General features: G+C 71.5%; 11 protein-coding genes. 7 read left to right on the forward strand and 4 right to left on the reverse strand.

Annotated features, from left to right (window positions below):
- The first annotated feature begins 20 nt into the window (after window positions 1–20).
- Window positions 21–3,023 carry a bifunctional [glutamine synthetase] adenylyltransferase/[glutamine synthetase]-adenylyl-L-tyrosine phosphorylase gene (locus tag ACFWVE_RS21185; protein ID WP_384016144.1) on the forward strand — a complete coding sequence of 1,001 codons (3,003 nt, stop codon included), beginning with the start codon at window positions 21–23 and terminating at the stop codon, window positions 3,021–3,023.
- Window positions 3,024–3,125: 102 nt separating this feature from the next.
- On the opposite strand, the gene ACFWVE_RS21190 is transcribed toward ACFWVE_RS21185, so the two are convergent.
- Both ACFWVE_RS21190 and ACFWVE_RS21195 read right to left on the reverse strand, forming a co-directional pair.
- The gene (locus ACFWVE_RS21190; protein WP_384016146.1) at window positions 3,126–4,220 is read right to left on the reverse strand and encodes a phosphatase PAP2 family protein; all 1,095 of its coding nucleotides are present in this window, start codon (window positions 4,218–4,220) and stop codon (window positions 3,126–3,128) included.
- A 260-nt stretch (window positions 4,221–4,480) separates the two neighbouring features.
- Window positions 4,481–5,251 (reverse strand): response regulator, encoded by a 771-nt coding sequence (locus tag ACFWVE_RS21195; protein ID WP_384016148.1) that lies wholly within the window; start codon window positions 5,249–5,251, stop codon window positions 4,481–4,483.
- Between the two features lie 107 nt (window positions 5,252–5,358).
- Between ACFWVE_RS21195 and ACFWVE_RS21200 the strand changes: the two genes are divergently transcribed.
- Window positions 5,359–6,966 carry an ATP-binding protein gene (locus tag ACFWVE_RS21200; protein WP_384016149.1) on the forward strand — a complete coding sequence of 536 codons (1,608 nt, stop codon included), beginning with the start codon at window positions 5,359–5,361 and terminating at the stop codon, window positions 6,964–6,966.
- Window positions 6,963–8,168, forward strand: a complete 1,206-nt coding sequence (locus tag ACFWVE_RS21205) for a PP2C family protein-serine/threonine phosphatase (RefSeq protein WP_384016151.1) — start codon at window positions 6,963–6,965, stop codon at window positions 8,166–8,168. The genes ACFWVE_RS21200 and ACFWVE_RS21205 overlap by 4 nt, the downstream gene beginning before the upstream one ends.
- Window positions 8,169–8,301: 133 nt before the next feature.
- Here ACFWVE_RS21205 and ACFWVE_RS21210 read toward each other — a convergent pair whose 3' ends face one another.
- Window positions 8,302–9,336, reverse strand: coding sequence for a LacI family DNA-binding transcriptional regulator (locus tag ACFWVE_RS21210; protein ID WP_384016153.1), 1,035 nt, complete (start codon window positions 9,334–9,336; stop codon window positions 8,302–8,304).
- Window positions 9,337–9,807: 471 nt separating this feature from the next.
- On the opposite strand from ACFWVE_RS21210, the gene ACFWVE_RS21215 reads away from it, so the two are divergent.
- From ACFWVE_RS21215 to ACFWVE_RS21230, 4 genes are all read left to right on the forward strand, one after another.
- The gene (locus ACFWVE_RS21215) at window positions 9,808–11,079 is read left to right on the forward strand and encodes an extracellular solute-binding protein (RefSeq protein WP_384016155.1); all 1,272 of its coding nucleotides are present in this window, start codon (window positions 9,808–9,810) and stop codon (window positions 11,077–11,079) included.
- 97 nt (window positions 11,080–11,176) lie between these two features.
- Window positions 11,177–12,181 (forward strand): carbohydrate ABC transporter permease, encoded by a 1,005-nt coding sequence (locus ACFWVE_RS21220; protein ID WP_384016157.1) that lies wholly within the window; start codon window positions 11,177–11,179, stop codon window positions 12,179–12,181.
- Window positions 12,182–12,194: 13 nt separating this feature from the next.
- Window positions 12,195–13,112 (forward strand): sugar ABC transporter permease, encoded by a 918-nt coding sequence (locus ACFWVE_RS21225; protein WP_384016159.1) that lies wholly within the window; start codon window positions 12,195–12,197, stop codon window positions 13,110–13,112.
- Between the two features lie 162 nt (window positions 13,113–13,274).
- Window positions 13,275–14,969 (forward strand): glycoside hydrolase family 13 protein, encoded by a 1,695-nt coding sequence (locus ACFWVE_RS21230; RefSeq protein WP_384016161.1) that lies wholly within the window; start codon window positions 13,275–13,277, stop codon window positions 14,967–14,969.
- Between the two features lie 65 nt (window positions 14,970–15,034).
- On the opposite strand, the gene ACFWVE_RS21235 is transcribed toward ACFWVE_RS21230, so the two are convergent.
- Window positions 15,035–15,319: a hypothetical protein gene (locus tag ACFWVE_RS21235; RefSeq protein WP_384016163.1), complete on the reverse strand. Its 285-nt coding sequence runs from the start codon at window positions 15,317–15,319 to the stop codon at window positions 15,035–15,037.
- Window positions 15,320–15,383 lie beyond the last annotated feature (64 nt).

A 15,383-nucleotide genomic window follows, 5' to 3' on the forward strand; every position in this document is an offset into this window, starting at 1 on the left:
AGGACCGAGGGAGGCCGGGGATGACGTCGGTGCCGGGGCGCAGGAGCAGTACCTTCACGCGGCTGCTGCGGCACGGTTTCACCGATCCGTCGGCGGCCGAGCGGCTGCTGGACGGCCCCGAGCTGGCCGCGGTGCGCGACGACCCGGTACTCCTCGAGGCGCTCGGCGGCACCGCCGACCCCGACCTCGCGCTGCTGGGCCTGGTCCGGCTGCTGGAGGCGCAGACCGGCGCCACCGGCCGGCAGGAGCTGCTGGACACGCTGATCGCCGCCAAGCCGCTGCGCGACCGGCTGCTCGGTGTGCTCGGCGCCTCCGAGGCCCTGGCCGACCATCTCGCCCGGCACGCCGACGACTGGCAGGCGCTCGTCACGTACGAGGCGCGGGACCTGCACCCCGGCGTGACCGAGTTCGAGCACGGCCTCGCCGCCGCCACCGACGCCGTGTCGCTGCGCGTCGCCTACCGGCGGTGCCTGCTGTCCATCGCCGCCCGCGACGTCTGCGGCACCACCGAGGTGTCCGAGACCGCCGCCGAACTCGCCGATCTCGCCACCGCCACCCTGCGCGCCGCCCTCGCGCTCGCCGAGGCCGCCGCGCCCGAGGACACCGACCTGTGCCGGCTCGCGGTGATCGCGATGGGCAAGTGCGGCGGGCACGAGCTGAACTACGTGTCGGACGTCGACGTCATCTTCGTCGGCGAGGCGGTGGAGGGCGCCGACGAGGACAAGGCCCTGCGTGCCGCCACCCGGCTGGCCTCGCACATGATGCGGATCTGCTCCGAGAACAACGTCGAGGGCACCATCTGGCCCGTCGACGCCAACCTGCGGCCCGAGGGCCGCAACGGTCCCCTCGTCCGCACCCTCGCCTCGCACCGCGCCTACTACCAGCGCTGGGCCAAGACCTGGGAGTTCCAGGCGCTGCTCAAGGCCCGTCCGGTGGCCGGCGACCTCTCGCTCGGCGAGGAGTACGTCGCCGCCCTCCGCCCCCTGGTGTGGCAGGTCGCCGAACGGGAGAACTTCGTCGCCGACGTGCAGAAGATGCGCCGCCGGGTCATCGACACCATCCCCACCGCCGAGGTCGACCGCCAGCTCAAGCTCGGCCCCGGCGGGCTGCGCGACGTCGAGTTCGCCGTGCAGCTGCTCCAGCTGGTGCACGGCCGCACCGACACCTCCCTGCGCAGCGGCACCACCCTCGACGCGCTGGGGGCCCTCGCCGCCGGCGGCTACGTCGGCCGCGCCGACACCGCCCAGCTCGACGACGCCTACCGCTTCCTGCGCTCCCTGGAACACCGCATCCAGCTCTTCAAGCTGCGCCGCACCCACCTGGTCCCGGAGGACGAGACGGACCTGCGCCGCATCGGCCGCTCCCTGGGCCTGCGCACCGACCCGGTGGCGAGCCTGACCCGCGAATGGCGGCGGCACGCCTCCGCCGTACGGCGGCTGCACGAGAAGCTGTTCTACCGGCCGCTGCTCGACGCGGTCGCCCAGCTCGCCCCCGGCGAGGCCCGGCTCAGCGCCGAGGCCGCCCGCGAACGGCTGGTCGCCCTCGGCTACGCCGACCCCGGCGCCGCCCTGCGCCACCTGGAGGCGCTGGCGTCCGGCATGACCCGCAAGGCGGCCATCCAGCGGACCCTGCTGCCCGTACTGCTCGGCTGGTTCGCCGACTCCGCCGACCCGGACGCCGGCCTGCTGAACTTCCGCAAGGTCTCCGACGCGCTCGGCAAGACCCCCTGGTACCTGCGACTGCTGCGCGACGAGGGCGCCGCCGCCGAGAACCTCGCCCGCGTCCTGTCCGCCGGACGGCTCGCCCCCGATCTGCTGCTGCGCGCACCCGAGGCGGTGGCCCTGCTCGGCGACGGTGAGGCCGGCGGCCTGCGGCCGCGCTCCCGTGCCCACCTGGAGCAGGAGATCCTCGCCGCCGTCCGCCGCGCCGACGGCGCCGCCCAGGCGGTCACCGCCGCCCGCGGAGTCCGCCGCCGCGAGCTGTTCCGCACCGCCGCCACCGACATCGTCGGCTCCTACGGCACCGAGTCCCAGCCCGCCGAGGCCGACCAGGGTGCCCTGGTCGACCTGGTCGGCGGCGCCGTGTCCGACCTGACCGCCGCCACCCTCGCCGGCACGCTGCGCGCGGTCGTCCGGGAGGGCTGGGGGGACACCCTCCCCACCCGCTTCGCGATCATCGCCATGGGCCGCTTCGGCGGCCACGAGCTGAGCTACGGCTCCGACGCGGACGTCCTGTTCGTCCACGAACCGCGCGACGGCGTGGACGAACGGGAAGCGGCCGACGCGGCCGGCAAGGTCGTCGCCGAGATGCGCCGTCTGCTCCAGCTCCCCAGTGCCGACCCGCCCCTGCTCATCGACGCCGACCTGCGCCCCGAAGGCCGGTCCGGGCCGCCGGCCCGCACCCTGAAGTCGTACGAGGCGTACTACCGGCGCTGGTCCCTGATGTGGGAGCGGCACGCGCTGCTGCGCGCCGAGCCGGTCGCCGGTGACGAGGACCTCGGCCGCCGCTTCGTCGAGCTGATCGACCCGCTGCGCTATCCGCCCAATGGAGTCGGCGAGGACGACGCGCGCGAGATCCGGCGCCTGAAGGCCCGCATGGAGTCCGAACGGCTGCCGCGCGGCACCGACCCCAAGCTGCACGCCAAGCTCGGTCCCGGCGGCCTGTCCGACGTGGAGTGGACCGTACAGCTGATCCAGCTGCGGCACGCCGCGCACGAGCCGGGGCTGCGCACCACCCGGACCCGCGAGGCGCTGGCGGCCGCCCAGGCGGCCGGGCTGATCCCCGCGGACGAGGCGGGCATCCTCGACGAGGCCTGGGTACTGGCCACCGGCGTGCGCAACGCGGTCATGCTGGTCCGGGGCCGGGCCGGGGACACCTTCCCCACCGACCCGCGGGAGCTGGCCGCCGTCGGCCGCTACCTCGGCTACGGTCCCGGCCATGTCGGCGACATGCTCGACGCGTACCGGCGCACGGCCCGCAGGGCACGGGGCGTGATGGATGAGCTGTTCTACGGCGGGTCGTAGGGGCGGGCCGCAGGCACCCGGCACGGGCGGTGGGCGCGTTCGCACGGAGTGCGGGGCGCCGCAGTGGCGCGGGGCCCGCCCCCTCCGGCGGTGGGGGACGCCTCAGTGGCGCGGGGCGTCCGGGGCGTGCGCGGGGGCGGGGGCGGCGCCGGGAGAGCGTGGGGCGGGGGTGCCGCCGGCCGTGCGAGGGCCGGTGGAGTCGTCCGGGGTGCGCGGGCTCACGACGCCCGCGTTCGCGCGGCCCGTGCCCCCACCGTCCGAACCCGCGACGGCCTTGTCCGTACCGCGCCCGCCCGGGAAACCTCTGCCCGGGACACCTCTGCCCGGGAAGGCCCTGCTCCGGCCGCCCCTGTCCCGGCCGCTCCCGTCCCCGTTGTCCGGCACCTCCCGCGGCAGCGCGTACGGCCTGCTCCCGTACCAGAGGGTCGCCAGCGCGTAGCCGAAGGCGAGGCAGAGCAGACCGCCCACCGCGTCCAGCCAGAAGTGGTTGGCGGTGGCGACGATGACCACCAGCGTGCCCGCCGGGTACAGCAGGCCCAGGACCTTCGCCCACGGGACCGTCGCCAGCGCGAAGATGGTCAGCCCGCACCACATCGACCAGCCGATGTGCATCGAGGGCATCGCGGCGTACTGGTTGGACATGTTCTTCAGGTCGCCGGAGGCCATCGAGCCCCAGGTCTCGTGGACCACCACGGTGTCGATGAAGCCGCCGCCGTTCATCAGGCGCGGCGGGGCGAGCGGGAACAGGTAGTAACCGGCAAGGGCGACGGCGGTGGTCGAGAACAGCACCAGCCTGGTCGCCGCGTAACGGCCGGGATGACTACGGTAGAGCCACACCAGGACACCCAGCGTGACCGCGAAGTGCAGGGTGGCGTAGTAGTAGTTCATGCCGACGACGAGCCAGGTCACCGAGTTCACCGCGTGGTTGACCGACTCCTCGAAGGCGAGATGGAGCTGCCGCTCCAGGTCCCAGAGCCAGTCCGCGTTGCGCAGCGCCTCGGCCTTCTGCTCCGGCACCGCGTTGCGGACGAGCGAGTACGTCCAGTAACTCACCGCGATCAGCAGGATCTCGAACCACAGCCGCGGCCGGCGGGGGGTGCGCAGACGACGCAGGAGCCCCTGCCCCGTCTCGTCCTCGACGGGGTGCGCTGCGGCCTGGTGCCGGCCTTCCAGCGTGGTCACCGTCGTTTCACCCATGGGTGCAGAGTCTGCCAGAAAAGCCCCCTCCGCAGATCATCCTACGGTCGGAACCGACCCGCATGTTCTCTCCGGGAGGGGGCCCGCCGTCTCCTCCCGGAGCAGGGTGCGAGGACGCGCCGCCTGCGACCTGTGGACGACGGGGCGACCCGGAGAAGCCCGGCACCGGCCGGGCCCCGGCCGGTGGGCACGTGCGGGTGCGCGGCGGCACGGCCCCACGAGGGCACCGGAGCCCGCTTCCGGAGGCGGACACCGGCCGTTCAGGGGCGGGGGCGGGCGGCGGTGTCGAGGTAGAAGGCGTCGATGCTCTGGACGGCCTGCTCGAACTCCTCCAGGTTGACGGGCTTGGTCACGTAGGCGTTGGCGTGGCTGCTGTACGCGCCCGTGACGTCGTCCGGAGCGGTGGACGTGGTCAGGACGACCACGGGGATCGTCTGCAGGTCGTCATCGTTCTTCAGGACCTTGAGCAGATCGCGGCCGTTCATCCGCGGCATGTTCAGGTCGAGGACGATGAGGTCGGGCCGCGGGGTGCCCGGGGTCCGCAGGTGTTCCAGCGCGGCGACTCCGTCGGTGACCTGGACGAGGTTGCGGGCTCCGCGCTCGGAGAGGGCTTCCTCGATGAGCATGGCGTCGGCGATGTCGTCTTCGACGAGCAGGACGTCGAAGGGACGGGCGGGGGTGGTCATGGTCGGATGCTCCGTGGGTTTCTCGGTGGAATGGTGGAAAAGCCCCGGCCAGCGGCGCCGGGCACCTTGCCGGGTCATACCGCACGCGGCGCCGATCTGCGGGTAGCCGGCACCCGCGCGGGCGGCGGCCACGGCCGCTTCCTGCTGGAGTCGCTCAGTGGCCTGCTTGAGGTGATCCAGCGCGTGGAGCAGGGCCAGGGCCTGTGCCGGGTCGTCCGGCGCCGGGTGCGAGGGGGCTCCCAGAAGCCGGCTGGCGAGGCGCTGCGCGAGATCACCGACTGCCGCGTCCGTGAGGGAGGCGATCTCCCGCGGAGTGATCCGCGCTACGAAGTCCTTGCCGGGCATGCCCGGCACTCTAGGTCCCGGAGCAGCTCCGCGACAACAAGGGTTGTCGCCCTCTAAAGTGTGCTGGCCCAACTTTCACACGATCGCCCCACCGAGGAGCCCACACGATGACCGTCGACGAGAGCCGATCGCGCACGCGAGGGTTTTCCGCGTGGACGACCAGGCGGTGGCTTCGCGTGGGGACGGCCACGTCCCTCGTGATTCTGGCCCTGCTCGGGACAGCGGGCGCATGGGTCCTGGGGCGGACCGAGTCGATCAGTGACGAACTCGTGGACGTGCGTTCCTCCGCGCTGACCGTCGCGATCCGCCTGGAAGCGGCCGTGCTCAACCAGGAGACCGGAATCCGCGGCTACGGGCTCACCGGCATACCGGAGTTCGTCGCCCCCTACGAGCAGGGGCTCACCGAGCAGGAAGCGACCGTCGCGCAACTCACCGAGCTGCTCGAGGACGACCCCACGGGTCTGGACGACCTGAAGACCGTGCAGGACGCCGTGGCGAAGTGGCAGGAGAGGGTCGCCCGGCCCGTCGCCGCCGCGCCCGCCGGCTCACCCTCGCCGACGGCCACCCAGCGGGCGACGGAGGGCAAGGCGGCCTTCGACGACGTACGTGCCGCCCTGAGCAGCCAGCAGGAACAGCTGCGCGCGGACCTCGCACGGGTGAGGGACGACCTGAAGGACACGATGGCCTTGAGGGACGGGGTGTTCAGCGCCATCGCGGTGCTCATCGTCGTCCTCACGGCTTTGATCTTCGAAGGACTGCGCCGGGGCATCAACATGCCGCTGGAGCGGCTCGGCGCGGACGCCCGTGCCGTCACCGGCGGAGACTTCGAGCATCCCATCGCCCCGACCGGTCCCGCCGACCTGCGGCGCCTCAGCCGTGAGATCGACTTCATGCGGCAGCGTCTCGTACGGGAACTGGCCCTCAGCGAGGAGACACGGCTGCGGCTGGACGCGCAGGCCGCGGACCTGCAGCGCTCCAACGCCGAGCTGGAGCAGTTCGCGTACGTGGCCTCCCACGACCTGCAGGAGCCGCTGCGCAAGGTCTCCAGCTTCACCCAGCTCCTCCAGCGGCGCTACGGAGGGCAGCTCGACAGCCGGGCCGACCAGTACATCGACTTCGCGGTCGACGGGGCGAACCGCATGCAGACCCTCATCAACGACCTGCTCGACTTCTCCCGGGTCGGGCGGCTGCACAACACCCACCAGAGCGTCGACCTGGGCGAGGTGCTGGACCGGACCCTGTCCGCGCTGAGCGTCGGCATCGAGGAGGCCGGAGCGGAGATCACCCACGATCCGCTGCCGACCCTGGTCGCCGACCCCACCCAGCTGGGCATGCTCTGGCAGAACCTGATAGGCAACGCCGTCAAGTTCCGCCGCCCGGGCGAAACGCCGAAGATCCACATCACGGCGGCCCCGGAAGGCGAACTGTGGCGGTTCACCGTCACCGACAACGGCATCGGCATCGCACCGGAGTACGCCGACAAGGTGTTCGTGATCTTCCAGCGGCTGCACACCAAGGACACCTACACCGGCAGCGGAATCGGCCTCGCGATGTGCAAGAAGATCGTCGAGTTCCACGGAGGCGCCATCGAGGTCGACCCGGAATACCGCGACGGCGCACGCATCCTCTTCACCCTCGCCCCCCGGCCGCCGGAGAGCCCCGGCCCGTCCACCGTGCCGGAGGCCACCCGCGCCGACGCGGAGTCCGTGAGATGACGGCGGACATGCCGGCCGTGCCGGAAGCGGCCTTCGAGGGGTCGGTGTACCGCATCCTGCTGATCGAGGACGACCCGGGCGACGCCCTGCTCGTGGAGGAGCTCCTCCACGACACGGGGATGCGGTTCGCGCTGACCACCCGGACCACCCTGTCCGAGGCGCGCGCCGAACTGGCCGGCAGCCCGATCGACTGCGTTCTCCTCGACCTGCACCTGCCCGACGTGGCGGGCGTCGACGCGGTCAGGGCGGTGCGAGGGCTGGCCCCGCACACCGCGGTGATCGTCCTGACCGGGCTGTCCGAGGACCGGGCGGGCACCGAGGCCATGGCCGCCGGAGCGCAGGACTACCTCGTCAAGGGCAAGGTCGAAGCGGACCTGCTGCGAAGGACGCTGCGCTACGCCGTCTACCGGAGCCGGACGGAACGCGCGAGCGCCGAAGCGCAGGCCACCCGGCTGCGGGCGGAGGAGAACGCCCGCCTGGAACGCGGCCTGCTGCCCCGGCCGATGCTCGACACCTCCACGGTGAGGGTGACGTCCCGCTACCTGCCCGGTGCCGAGATGACCCTGCTCGGCGGGGACTTCCTCGACGTGGTGGAGGGAGACGACGGGCTGCTGCACGCCGTCGTGGGCGACGTCAGCGGCCACGGCCCCGACGCCGCGGCGCTGGGCGTCTGTCTGCGGATCGCCTGGCGCTCCCTGGTGCTCGGGGGGCACCGCGGAGACGGCCTGCTGCACCTGATGGAACGCATCCTGATCGCCGAACGCGACAGCCAGCACCTGTTCGCCACCTGCACACTCCTCACTCTCGACCAGCGCGCCGGCACCGCCGTCCTCCACCTGGCCGGCCACCACGAGCCCCTCCTCACCACAGCCGAGGGGACCCGGGAGGTGCCCGCCGAACACGGCATCGCCCTGGGCATCGTCCCCGGAGACGGCAGCTGGCCCTCCACGGTCGTTCCGCTCCCGGCCGCCGGAGCCCTGACCGTCTACACCGACGGCCTCATCGAAGGACACAACGGCACGAAGGGGGAGCGGCTCGGCGTCGAAGGGCTGCTCGCACTGATCGGGAAGCTGCCGCCGGCGGACCCGGCGGACCACGTCGACCTCCTCATCAAGGAAACCCACGCGCTGAACGCCGGCCGCCACTCCGACGACCTGGCCGTGCTCCGCCTCGACTGGGGCAATCTGCCCACCCGCTCCTGAGAACCCCGTTCACCGGCAGCGGGCCGGCGACCGCGGCCGCCGCGACGCCGTCCGCGGGGGCTCCTCGCCGGTGTGCGCGGAGGCGGGGAGCACGAGCGGCCCGACGGCTGCCGGCGCCGCGCCCCGGGCAGCCCTAGGAACGGTTCCGGTCGCCGGGGGCCGAGGCCGTCGAGCCGCGGACCACCAGCTCCGGCATGAACACGAACTCGCTGTGCGGGGCGGGCGTCCCGCCGATCTCCTCCAGCAGGGTGCGCACCGCGGCCTGGCCCATCGCCGGGACCGGCTTGCGGACCGTGGTCAGCGGCGGGTCGGTGAAGGCGATCAGCGGGGAGTCGTCGAAGCCGACCACCGAGATGTCCGTCGGCACCTCGAGACCGCGCTGCCGGGCCGCCCGTATCGCTCCCAGTGCCATCATGTCGCTGGCGCACACCACCGCCGTGCACCCGCGGTCCATGAGTGCGTTGGCGGCGGCCTGTCCGCCCTCCAGGGTGTACAGGGAGTGCTGGACCAGTTCCGTCTCCACGGTCCGCGGGTCCAGGCCGAGTTGGTCCTGCATGGCGCGTGCGAAGCCCTCGATCTTGCGCTGCACCGGCACGAACCGCTTCGGCCCGAGCGCCAGCCCGATCCGGGTGTGCCCGAGGGAGGCGAGATGCGTGACCGCGAGCGCCATCGCCGCCCGGTCGTCGGGCGAGATGAACGGCGCCTGCACCCGCGGTGAGAAGCCGTCGACCAGCACGAACGGCACGCCCTGGGCGCGCAGTCGCTCGTAGCGCTGCATGTCGGCCGTGGTGTCCGCGTGCAGTCCGGAGACGTAGATGATGCCCGCCACCCCGCGGTCGACGAGCATCTCCGTCAGCTCGTCCTCCGTCGACCCGCCCGGGGTCTGGGTGGCCAGAACCGGTGTGTAGCCCTGGCGGGTCAGCGCCTGCCCGATGACCTGGGCCAGGGCCGGGAAGATCGGGTTCTCCAGCTCGGGGGTGATCAGCCCCACCAGACCCTCGCTGCGCTGCCGCAGCCGCACCGGGCGTTCGTAGCCCAGGACGTCGAGGGCGGCGAGGACGGACTGGCGGGTGGTGGCGGCGACGCCCGGCTTGCCGTTGAGCACGCGGCTGACGGTCGCCTCGCTCACCCCGGCCTGAGCGGCGATGTCGGCAAGACGTGTGGTCACAGCACCGGACCCTATCGGCCGCCCCACTGCTTGCACACCGGCCGGACGCCTGGTGCGCGCCGTCGAACGGCCCGTCGCGGGCTGCTGGGTCATCGCGGTCCCTCATGTCGTGGTCGGCATGTCGTACTCGACACGTCGTGCTCGGCGTCCGTACCGCAACGGATGATTCCCCCGACGGAAACGGATGGCAAGCACTTGCAGAGTCTTGCACAGCTGTCCGAACTCCTGTCCTGACGCCGGAAACCCGGCGGTGGCAAGGTGATCGGGGCACCGAGGAGAAGGTGAAGGGGGGGTCACGACGGGATAACCGTCGGGTTTTCTTGCACGATTTTTCAGCAAGGTCTTTCGGATCGGTTGCATCGCTGTTACGTTCACGTCGCCCGGCGGCCCCATCGGCGCGGCCGGCACGTAGGCAGGACGGCAGACGGGGCCGACCTGCGTGACACGGGCTTTCACCCTCAAGGAGAACTCATGCGGCGTGGCATAGCGGCCACCGCGCTGGTGGCGTCCCTCGCCCTCACGGCGACGGCCTGCGGCGGAGACAGCGACAGCGGCGACTCGGCCGGCGGCCCGGTCACCATCACCTGGTGGGACACCTCCAACGCGACCAACGAGGCGCCGACGTACCAGGCCCTGGTCAAGGAGTTCGAGGCCGCCAACAAGGACGTCAAGGTCAAGTACGTCAACGTCCCCTTCGACCAGGCGCAGAACAAGTTCGACACCGCCGCCGGTTCCAAGGGCGCCCCCGACGTGCTGCGCTCCGAGGTCGGCTGGACCCCCGCCTTCGCCAAGAAGGGCTTCTTCCTGCCGCTGGACGGCACCGAGGCGCTGAAGGACCAGGCGAAGTTCAAGTCCAACCTGATCGAGCAGGCCACCTACGAGGACAAGGTCTACGGCGTCCCGTTCGTCACGGACACGCTCGCGCTGGTCTACAACAAGGAACTCTTCGAGAAGGCCGGCGTCGAGGCCCCCAAGACCTGGGACGACCTGAAGAAGGCCGCCGCCACCGTCAAGGACAAGACCGGCGTCGACGGCTACTGGGGCTCCACCGCCGGCTACTACGCCCAGCCGTTCCTCTACGGCGAGGGCACCGACATGGTCGACGCCGACGCCAAGAAGGTCACCGTGAAGTCGCCGGAGGCCGAGAAGGCCTACGGCACCTGGCTGGACCTCTTCGACGGCAAGGGCCTGCACAAGGCCGACACCACCGCCGACGCCTACGCCCACATCCAGGACGCGTTCGTCAACGGCAAGGTCGCCGCGATCATCCAGGGCCCGTGGGAGATCACCAACTTCTACAAGGGCTCGGCCTTCAAGGACAAGGACAACCTGGGCATCGCCACCGTCCCGGCCGGCTCCGCCGGCACGGCGGGCGCCCCCACCGGCGGCCACAACCTCTCCGTCTACGCCGGCTCCGACGCCGCGAAGCAGGAGGCCGCGCTGAAGTTCGTGAACTTCATGACCTCGGCCAAGGCCCAGGAGACCATCGCCCTGAAGAACTCCACGCTGCCCACGCGTGACGACGCCTACACCGACAAGGTCAAGGCCGACCCGGGCATCGCCGGCTACCAGACGGTCCTCGAGGCCGCCCAGCCGCGCCCGGCCCTGCCCGAGTACAGCTCGCTGTGGGGTCCGCTCGACGACGAACTGCCCCAGATCGCGGGCGGCAAGGAGTCCCTGGACAAGGGTCTGGGCGACGCCGAGACCGCCATTGCCAAGCTGGTGCCGGACTTCAGCAAGTAGAGCCCGCGTGGCCGCCGGGTCCCTTTCCGGGAGGGGAGGATCCGGCGGCCACCGGCCTGTGTGCCGAACCCCTTGATCATCCAGAAGGTGCCGAACCATGACAGTCGCCATCGACCGCGCGACCGGCAAGCGCAGCGGTGACCGCCCGCCCCGCGCCGGCCGGGCCGGCCGCCTGAAGCAGGCCTACCAGAAGCACTGGTACGCGTTCGCCATGATCGTGCCCGTGGTCGTCGTGCTCGGCGTCCTCGTGCTGTATCCCCTGGCCTACGGCTTCTACCTCACCCTCACCGACGCCAACAGCCTCAACTCCGCCCGCACCATCGGCGTCAACGAGATCGAGGCCACGTACAAGTTCATCGGCCTGGACAACTACGCCGACATCCTCTGGGGCGAGACGGCGTACGACCGCTTCTGGTCGCACTTCGTCTGGACGATCGTCTGGACGGCGGCCTGCGTCGGCCTGCACTACACCATCGGTCTGGGCCTCGCCCTGCTGCTCAACCAGAAGCTGCGCGGCCGCACCTTCTACCGGCTGATCCTGATCCTGCCGTGGGCCGTGCCGACCTTCGTCACCGTCTTCGGCTGGCGGTTCATGCTCGCCGACAGCGGCATCATCAACTCGGGCCTGGAGTTCCTGGGCCTGCCGACGCCGCTGTGGCTCGAGGACACCTTCTGGCAGCGGTTCGCCGCGATCATGGTCAACACCTGGTGCGGTGTGCCGTTCATGATGGTCTCCCTGCTCGGCGGGCTCCAGTCGATCGACGGCACCCTGTACGAGGCGGCCGAGATGGACGGCGCGAGCGCCTGGCAGCGGTTCCGCCACGTCACCCTGCCCGGTCTGCGCTCGGTCAGCTCCACCGTCGTGCTGCTCGGCATCATCTGGACCTTCAACCAGTTCGCCGTCATCTTCCTGCTGTTCGGCAACACCGCGCCGGACGCGCAGATCCTCGTCACCTGGGCGTACCAACTCGGCTTCGGGCAGCAGCCGCGCGACTTCGCACAGTCCGCGGCCTACGGCATGCTGCTGCTGGCCATCCTGATCGTCTTCACCTCCTTCTACCGCCGCTGGCTGAACCGCAATGAGCAGCAGCTCGCGATCTGAGGCAGGAGCCCCCATGAGCACCCTCGACACCTCACCGTCAGCCGTGGTGACGGGCAAGCCGGCCGGGGGGACCACGCCCCGCCGGCCCGTGACGCGGCGGCGCGGCGAGGTCGGCCGCCGCGGCGTCCTCGCCTCGCACGGCATCCTGATCGCGGCGAGCGCCATCGCGCTGTTCCCGGTCGCCTGGCTGGTCTTCCTGTCCCTCGGCCCGGACAAGGACGACTATCTGCGCCCCGGCGGCATCTGGGGCAAGATGACGCTGGACAACTACACGTTCGTGCTGCAGAACACGAACTTCTTCGACTGGCTGAAGAGCTCGCTGATCGTCTCGCTCGGCACCACGGTCATCGGCGTCCTGGTCGCCGCCACCACCGGGTACGCGGTCTCCCGGATGCGGTTCCCCGGGTACAAGAAGTTCATGTGGGTCCTGCTGGTCACCCAGATGTTCCCGGTGGCCGTCCTGATGGTCCCGATGTACCAGATCCTGTCCGACCTTCAGTTGATCGACACCTACTTCGGGCTCATCCTCGTCTACTGCTCGACCGCGGTGCCGTACTGTGCCTGGCTGATGAAGGGCTATTTCGACACCATTCCGTTCGAGATCGACGAGGCGGGCCGGGTCGACGGGCTGTCCCCGTTCGGCACGTTCGCGCGGCTGATCCTGCCGCTCGCCAAGCCGGGACTCGCGGTCGCCGCCTTCTACAGCTTCATCACCGCGTTCGGCGAGGTCGCCTTCGCCACGACGTTCATGCTGGACGACGAGAAGTACACGCTCGCCGTCGGTCTGCAGAGCTTCGTCAGCGAACACGACGCCCAGCGCAACCTGATGGCCGCCACCGCGGTCCTGATCGCGATACCCGTCTCGGCGTTCTTCTACCTCGTGCAGAAGAACCTGGTGGCCGGCCTCACCGCGGGCGGCACGAAGGGCTGACGCCCTCCGTACGACGACTCCCGCGCGCCGCGGCGCGCGGGGAAGACGGCCGCGGTGCCTCTCCGACCCCGCCGGCACCGCGGCCGCCTCGTCTCCCGCCTCCCGCCCTTTCGGCCCCGGCCCCCCTCGCCTCCCTGACCGATCCCACGTATCAAGGACGACATGAGCCAGCAGCACGCCGCCGCCCCGGCCCCGACCCCCACGACCGACGCTGCCGTCGCCACCGTCACCAGGCGCCACGACTGGTGGCGGGACGCGGTGATCTACCAGGTGTACCCGCGCAGCTTCGCCGACAGCAACGGCGACGGCATGGGCGACCTCGAAGGCATCCGCTCCCGCCTGCCGTACCTGCGCGAGCTCGGGGTGGACGCCGTGTGGCTCAGCCCCTTCTACGCCTCCCCGCAGGCCGACGCCGGCTACGACGTCGCCGACTACCGCGCCGTCGACCCCATGTTCGGCACCCTGCTCGACGCGGACGCGCTGATCCGGGACGCCCACGGACTGGGCCTGCGGATCATCGTCGACATCGTGCCCAACCACTCCTCCGACCAGCACGAGTGGTTCAAGCGGGCCCTCGCGGAGGGCCCCGGCTCGGCCTCGCGCGACCGCTACCACTTCCGGCCCGGCAAGGGCGCCGGCGGCGAACTGCCGCCCAACGACTGGGAGTCGATCTTCGGCGGCCCCGCCTGGACCCGGGTCACCGAGCCCGACGGCACCCCGGGCGAGTGGTACCTGCACCTCTTCGCGCCCGAGCAGCCCGACTTCAACTGGGAGCACCCGGCCGTCGGCGACGAGTTCCGCTCCATCCTCCGGTTCTGGCTGGACATGGGCGTGGACGGCTTCCGCATCGACGTCGCACACGGCATGGTGAAGGCCGAGGGCCTGCCGGACCTGGGATCCCACGAGCAGCTGAAGCTGCTGGGCAACGATGTCATGCCGTTCTTCGACCAGGACGGCGTCCACGACATCTACCGCCAGTGGCGGCTCATCCTCGACGAGTACTCCGGCGAGCGCATCTTCGTCGCCGAGGCCTGGACCCCGACCGTCGAGCGCACCGCGAACTACGTCCGCCCCGACGAACTGCACCAGGCCTTCAACTTCCAGTACCTGGGCACCCACTGGGACGCCGAGGAACTGCGCGTGGTCATCGACCGCACCCTGGACGCGATGCGTCCGGTGGACGCCCCCGCCACCTGGGTGCTGTCCAACCACGACGTCACCCGGCACGCCACCCGCTTCGCCAACCCGCCCGGCCTCGGCACCCAGATCCGGCTGCCCGGCGACCGGGAGCTGGGCCTGCGCCGGGCCCGCGCCGCGACCCTGCTGATGCTGGCGCTGCCCGGCTCGGCCTACGTCTACCAGGGCGAGGAGCTCGGCCTCCCGGACGTCGTGGACCTGCCGGACGAGGTACGCCAGGACCCGGCGTACTTCCGGGGCGAGGGCCAGGACGGCTTCCGCGACGGGTGCCGGGTGCCGATCCCGTGGACCCGCACCGGTTCCTCGTACGGCTTCGGGGGCGGCGGCAGCTGGCTGCCGCAGCCGGAGGGCTGGGGCGAGCTGAGCGTCGAGGCACAGACCGGAAAGGCCGGTTCGACCCTGGAGCTGTACCGGACCGCGCTCGCCGTGCGCCGGGACCAGGCCGGCCTGGGCGCGGGCGACGCGGTGGAGTGGCTGCGCTCTCCCGAGGGCGTACTCGCCTTCCGCCGCGGCGAGTTCGTGTGCGTCGCGAACACCACGGGCGAGGCGGTGACCACCCCGGCGTACGGGCGGGTGCTGCTCGCCAGCGGCGACGTGGAGGGGGTGGACGGCGAGGCGAAGGTGCCGGGCGACACGACGGTGTGGTTCACCGCGGGCTGAGACCTCACGGGCCGGGCACAGGGCCCGCCGCTCCCCGACCGGGAGCGCCGGGCCCTGTGCTGGTGTTACCTGCTGCGCTGCCCGCTCCGCTGGTTCACCTCACGGACCTTGGCGATCAGTCCGGTGGCGCGGCCCTCCCGCAGCGCCTGCGCCAGCTTGCGCGCCGTGCCCGGATTGCAGCGCCCGAGATCCACCAGCGGCGGCAGATGACCGCTGGCCAGCGAGACGGTGTCGAGCCCCAGCGAGGGCAGGAGCACGCCGGCGTCGTCCAGTGCCGAGGAGAGTTCGTTCCTGGCCTCGTCGGCGTCCTGGATCGCGGCCGCGCGCCTCGTACGTTCCTGTGGTGCCATGAGTGCGGTGCCCTTTCTTCGTGATGATCCCGACTCTCCCCACGATCATCGGTACGTGACGCTA

Source organism: Streptomyces sp. NPDC058632 (genome assembly GCF_042717095.1).
GTDB lineage: Bacteria > Actinomycetota > Actinomycetes > Streptomycetales > Streptomycetaceae > Streptomyces.

What these genes read in the sequence shown, in the direction of transcription:
- ACFWVE_RS21205 (WP_384016151.1), top strand. Translation starts at nt 6,963, where the DNA reads ATGACGGCGGACATGCCGGCCGTGCCGGAAGCGGCCTTCGAGGGGTCG.
- ACFWVE_RS21225 (WP_384016159.1), top strand. Translation starts at nt 12,195, where the DNA reads ATGAGCACCCTCGACACCTCACCGTCAGCCGTGGTGACGGGCAAGCCG.
- ACFWVE_RS21185 (WP_384016144.1), top strand. Translation starts at nt 21, where the DNA reads ATGACGTCGGTGCCGGGGCGCAGGAGCAGTACCTTCACGCGGCTGCTG.
- ACFWVE_RS21235 (WP_384016163.1), bottom strand. Translation starts at nt 15,319, where the DNA reads ATGGCACCACAGGAACGTACGAGGCGCGCGGCCGCGATCCAGGACGCC.
- ACFWVE_RS21200 (WP_384016149.1), top strand. Translation starts at nt 5,359, where the DNA reads ATGACCGTCGACGAGAGCCGATCGCGCACGCGAGGGTTTTCCGCGTGG.
- ACFWVE_RS21230 (WP_384016161.1), top strand. Translation starts at nt 13,275, where the DNA reads ATGAGCCAGCAGCACGCCGCCGCCCCGGCCCCGACCCCCACGACCGAC.
- ACFWVE_RS21190 (WP_384016146.1), bottom strand. Translation starts at nt 4,220, where the DNA reads ATGGGTGAAACGACGGTGACCACGCTGGAAGGCCGGCACCAGGCCGCA.
- ACFWVE_RS21215 (WP_384016155.1), top strand. Translation starts at nt 9,808, where the DNA reads ATGCGGCGTGGCATAGCGGCCACCGCGCTGGTGGCGTCCCTCGCCCTC.
- ACFWVE_RS21195 (WP_384016148.1), bottom strand. Translation starts at nt 5,251, where the DNA reads ATGCCCGGCAAGGACTTCGTAGCGCGGATCACTCCGCGGGAGATCGCC.
- ACFWVE_RS21220 (WP_384016157.1), top strand. Translation starts at nt 11,177, where the DNA reads ATGACAGTCGCCATCGACCGCGCGACCGGCAAGCGCAGCGGTGACCGC.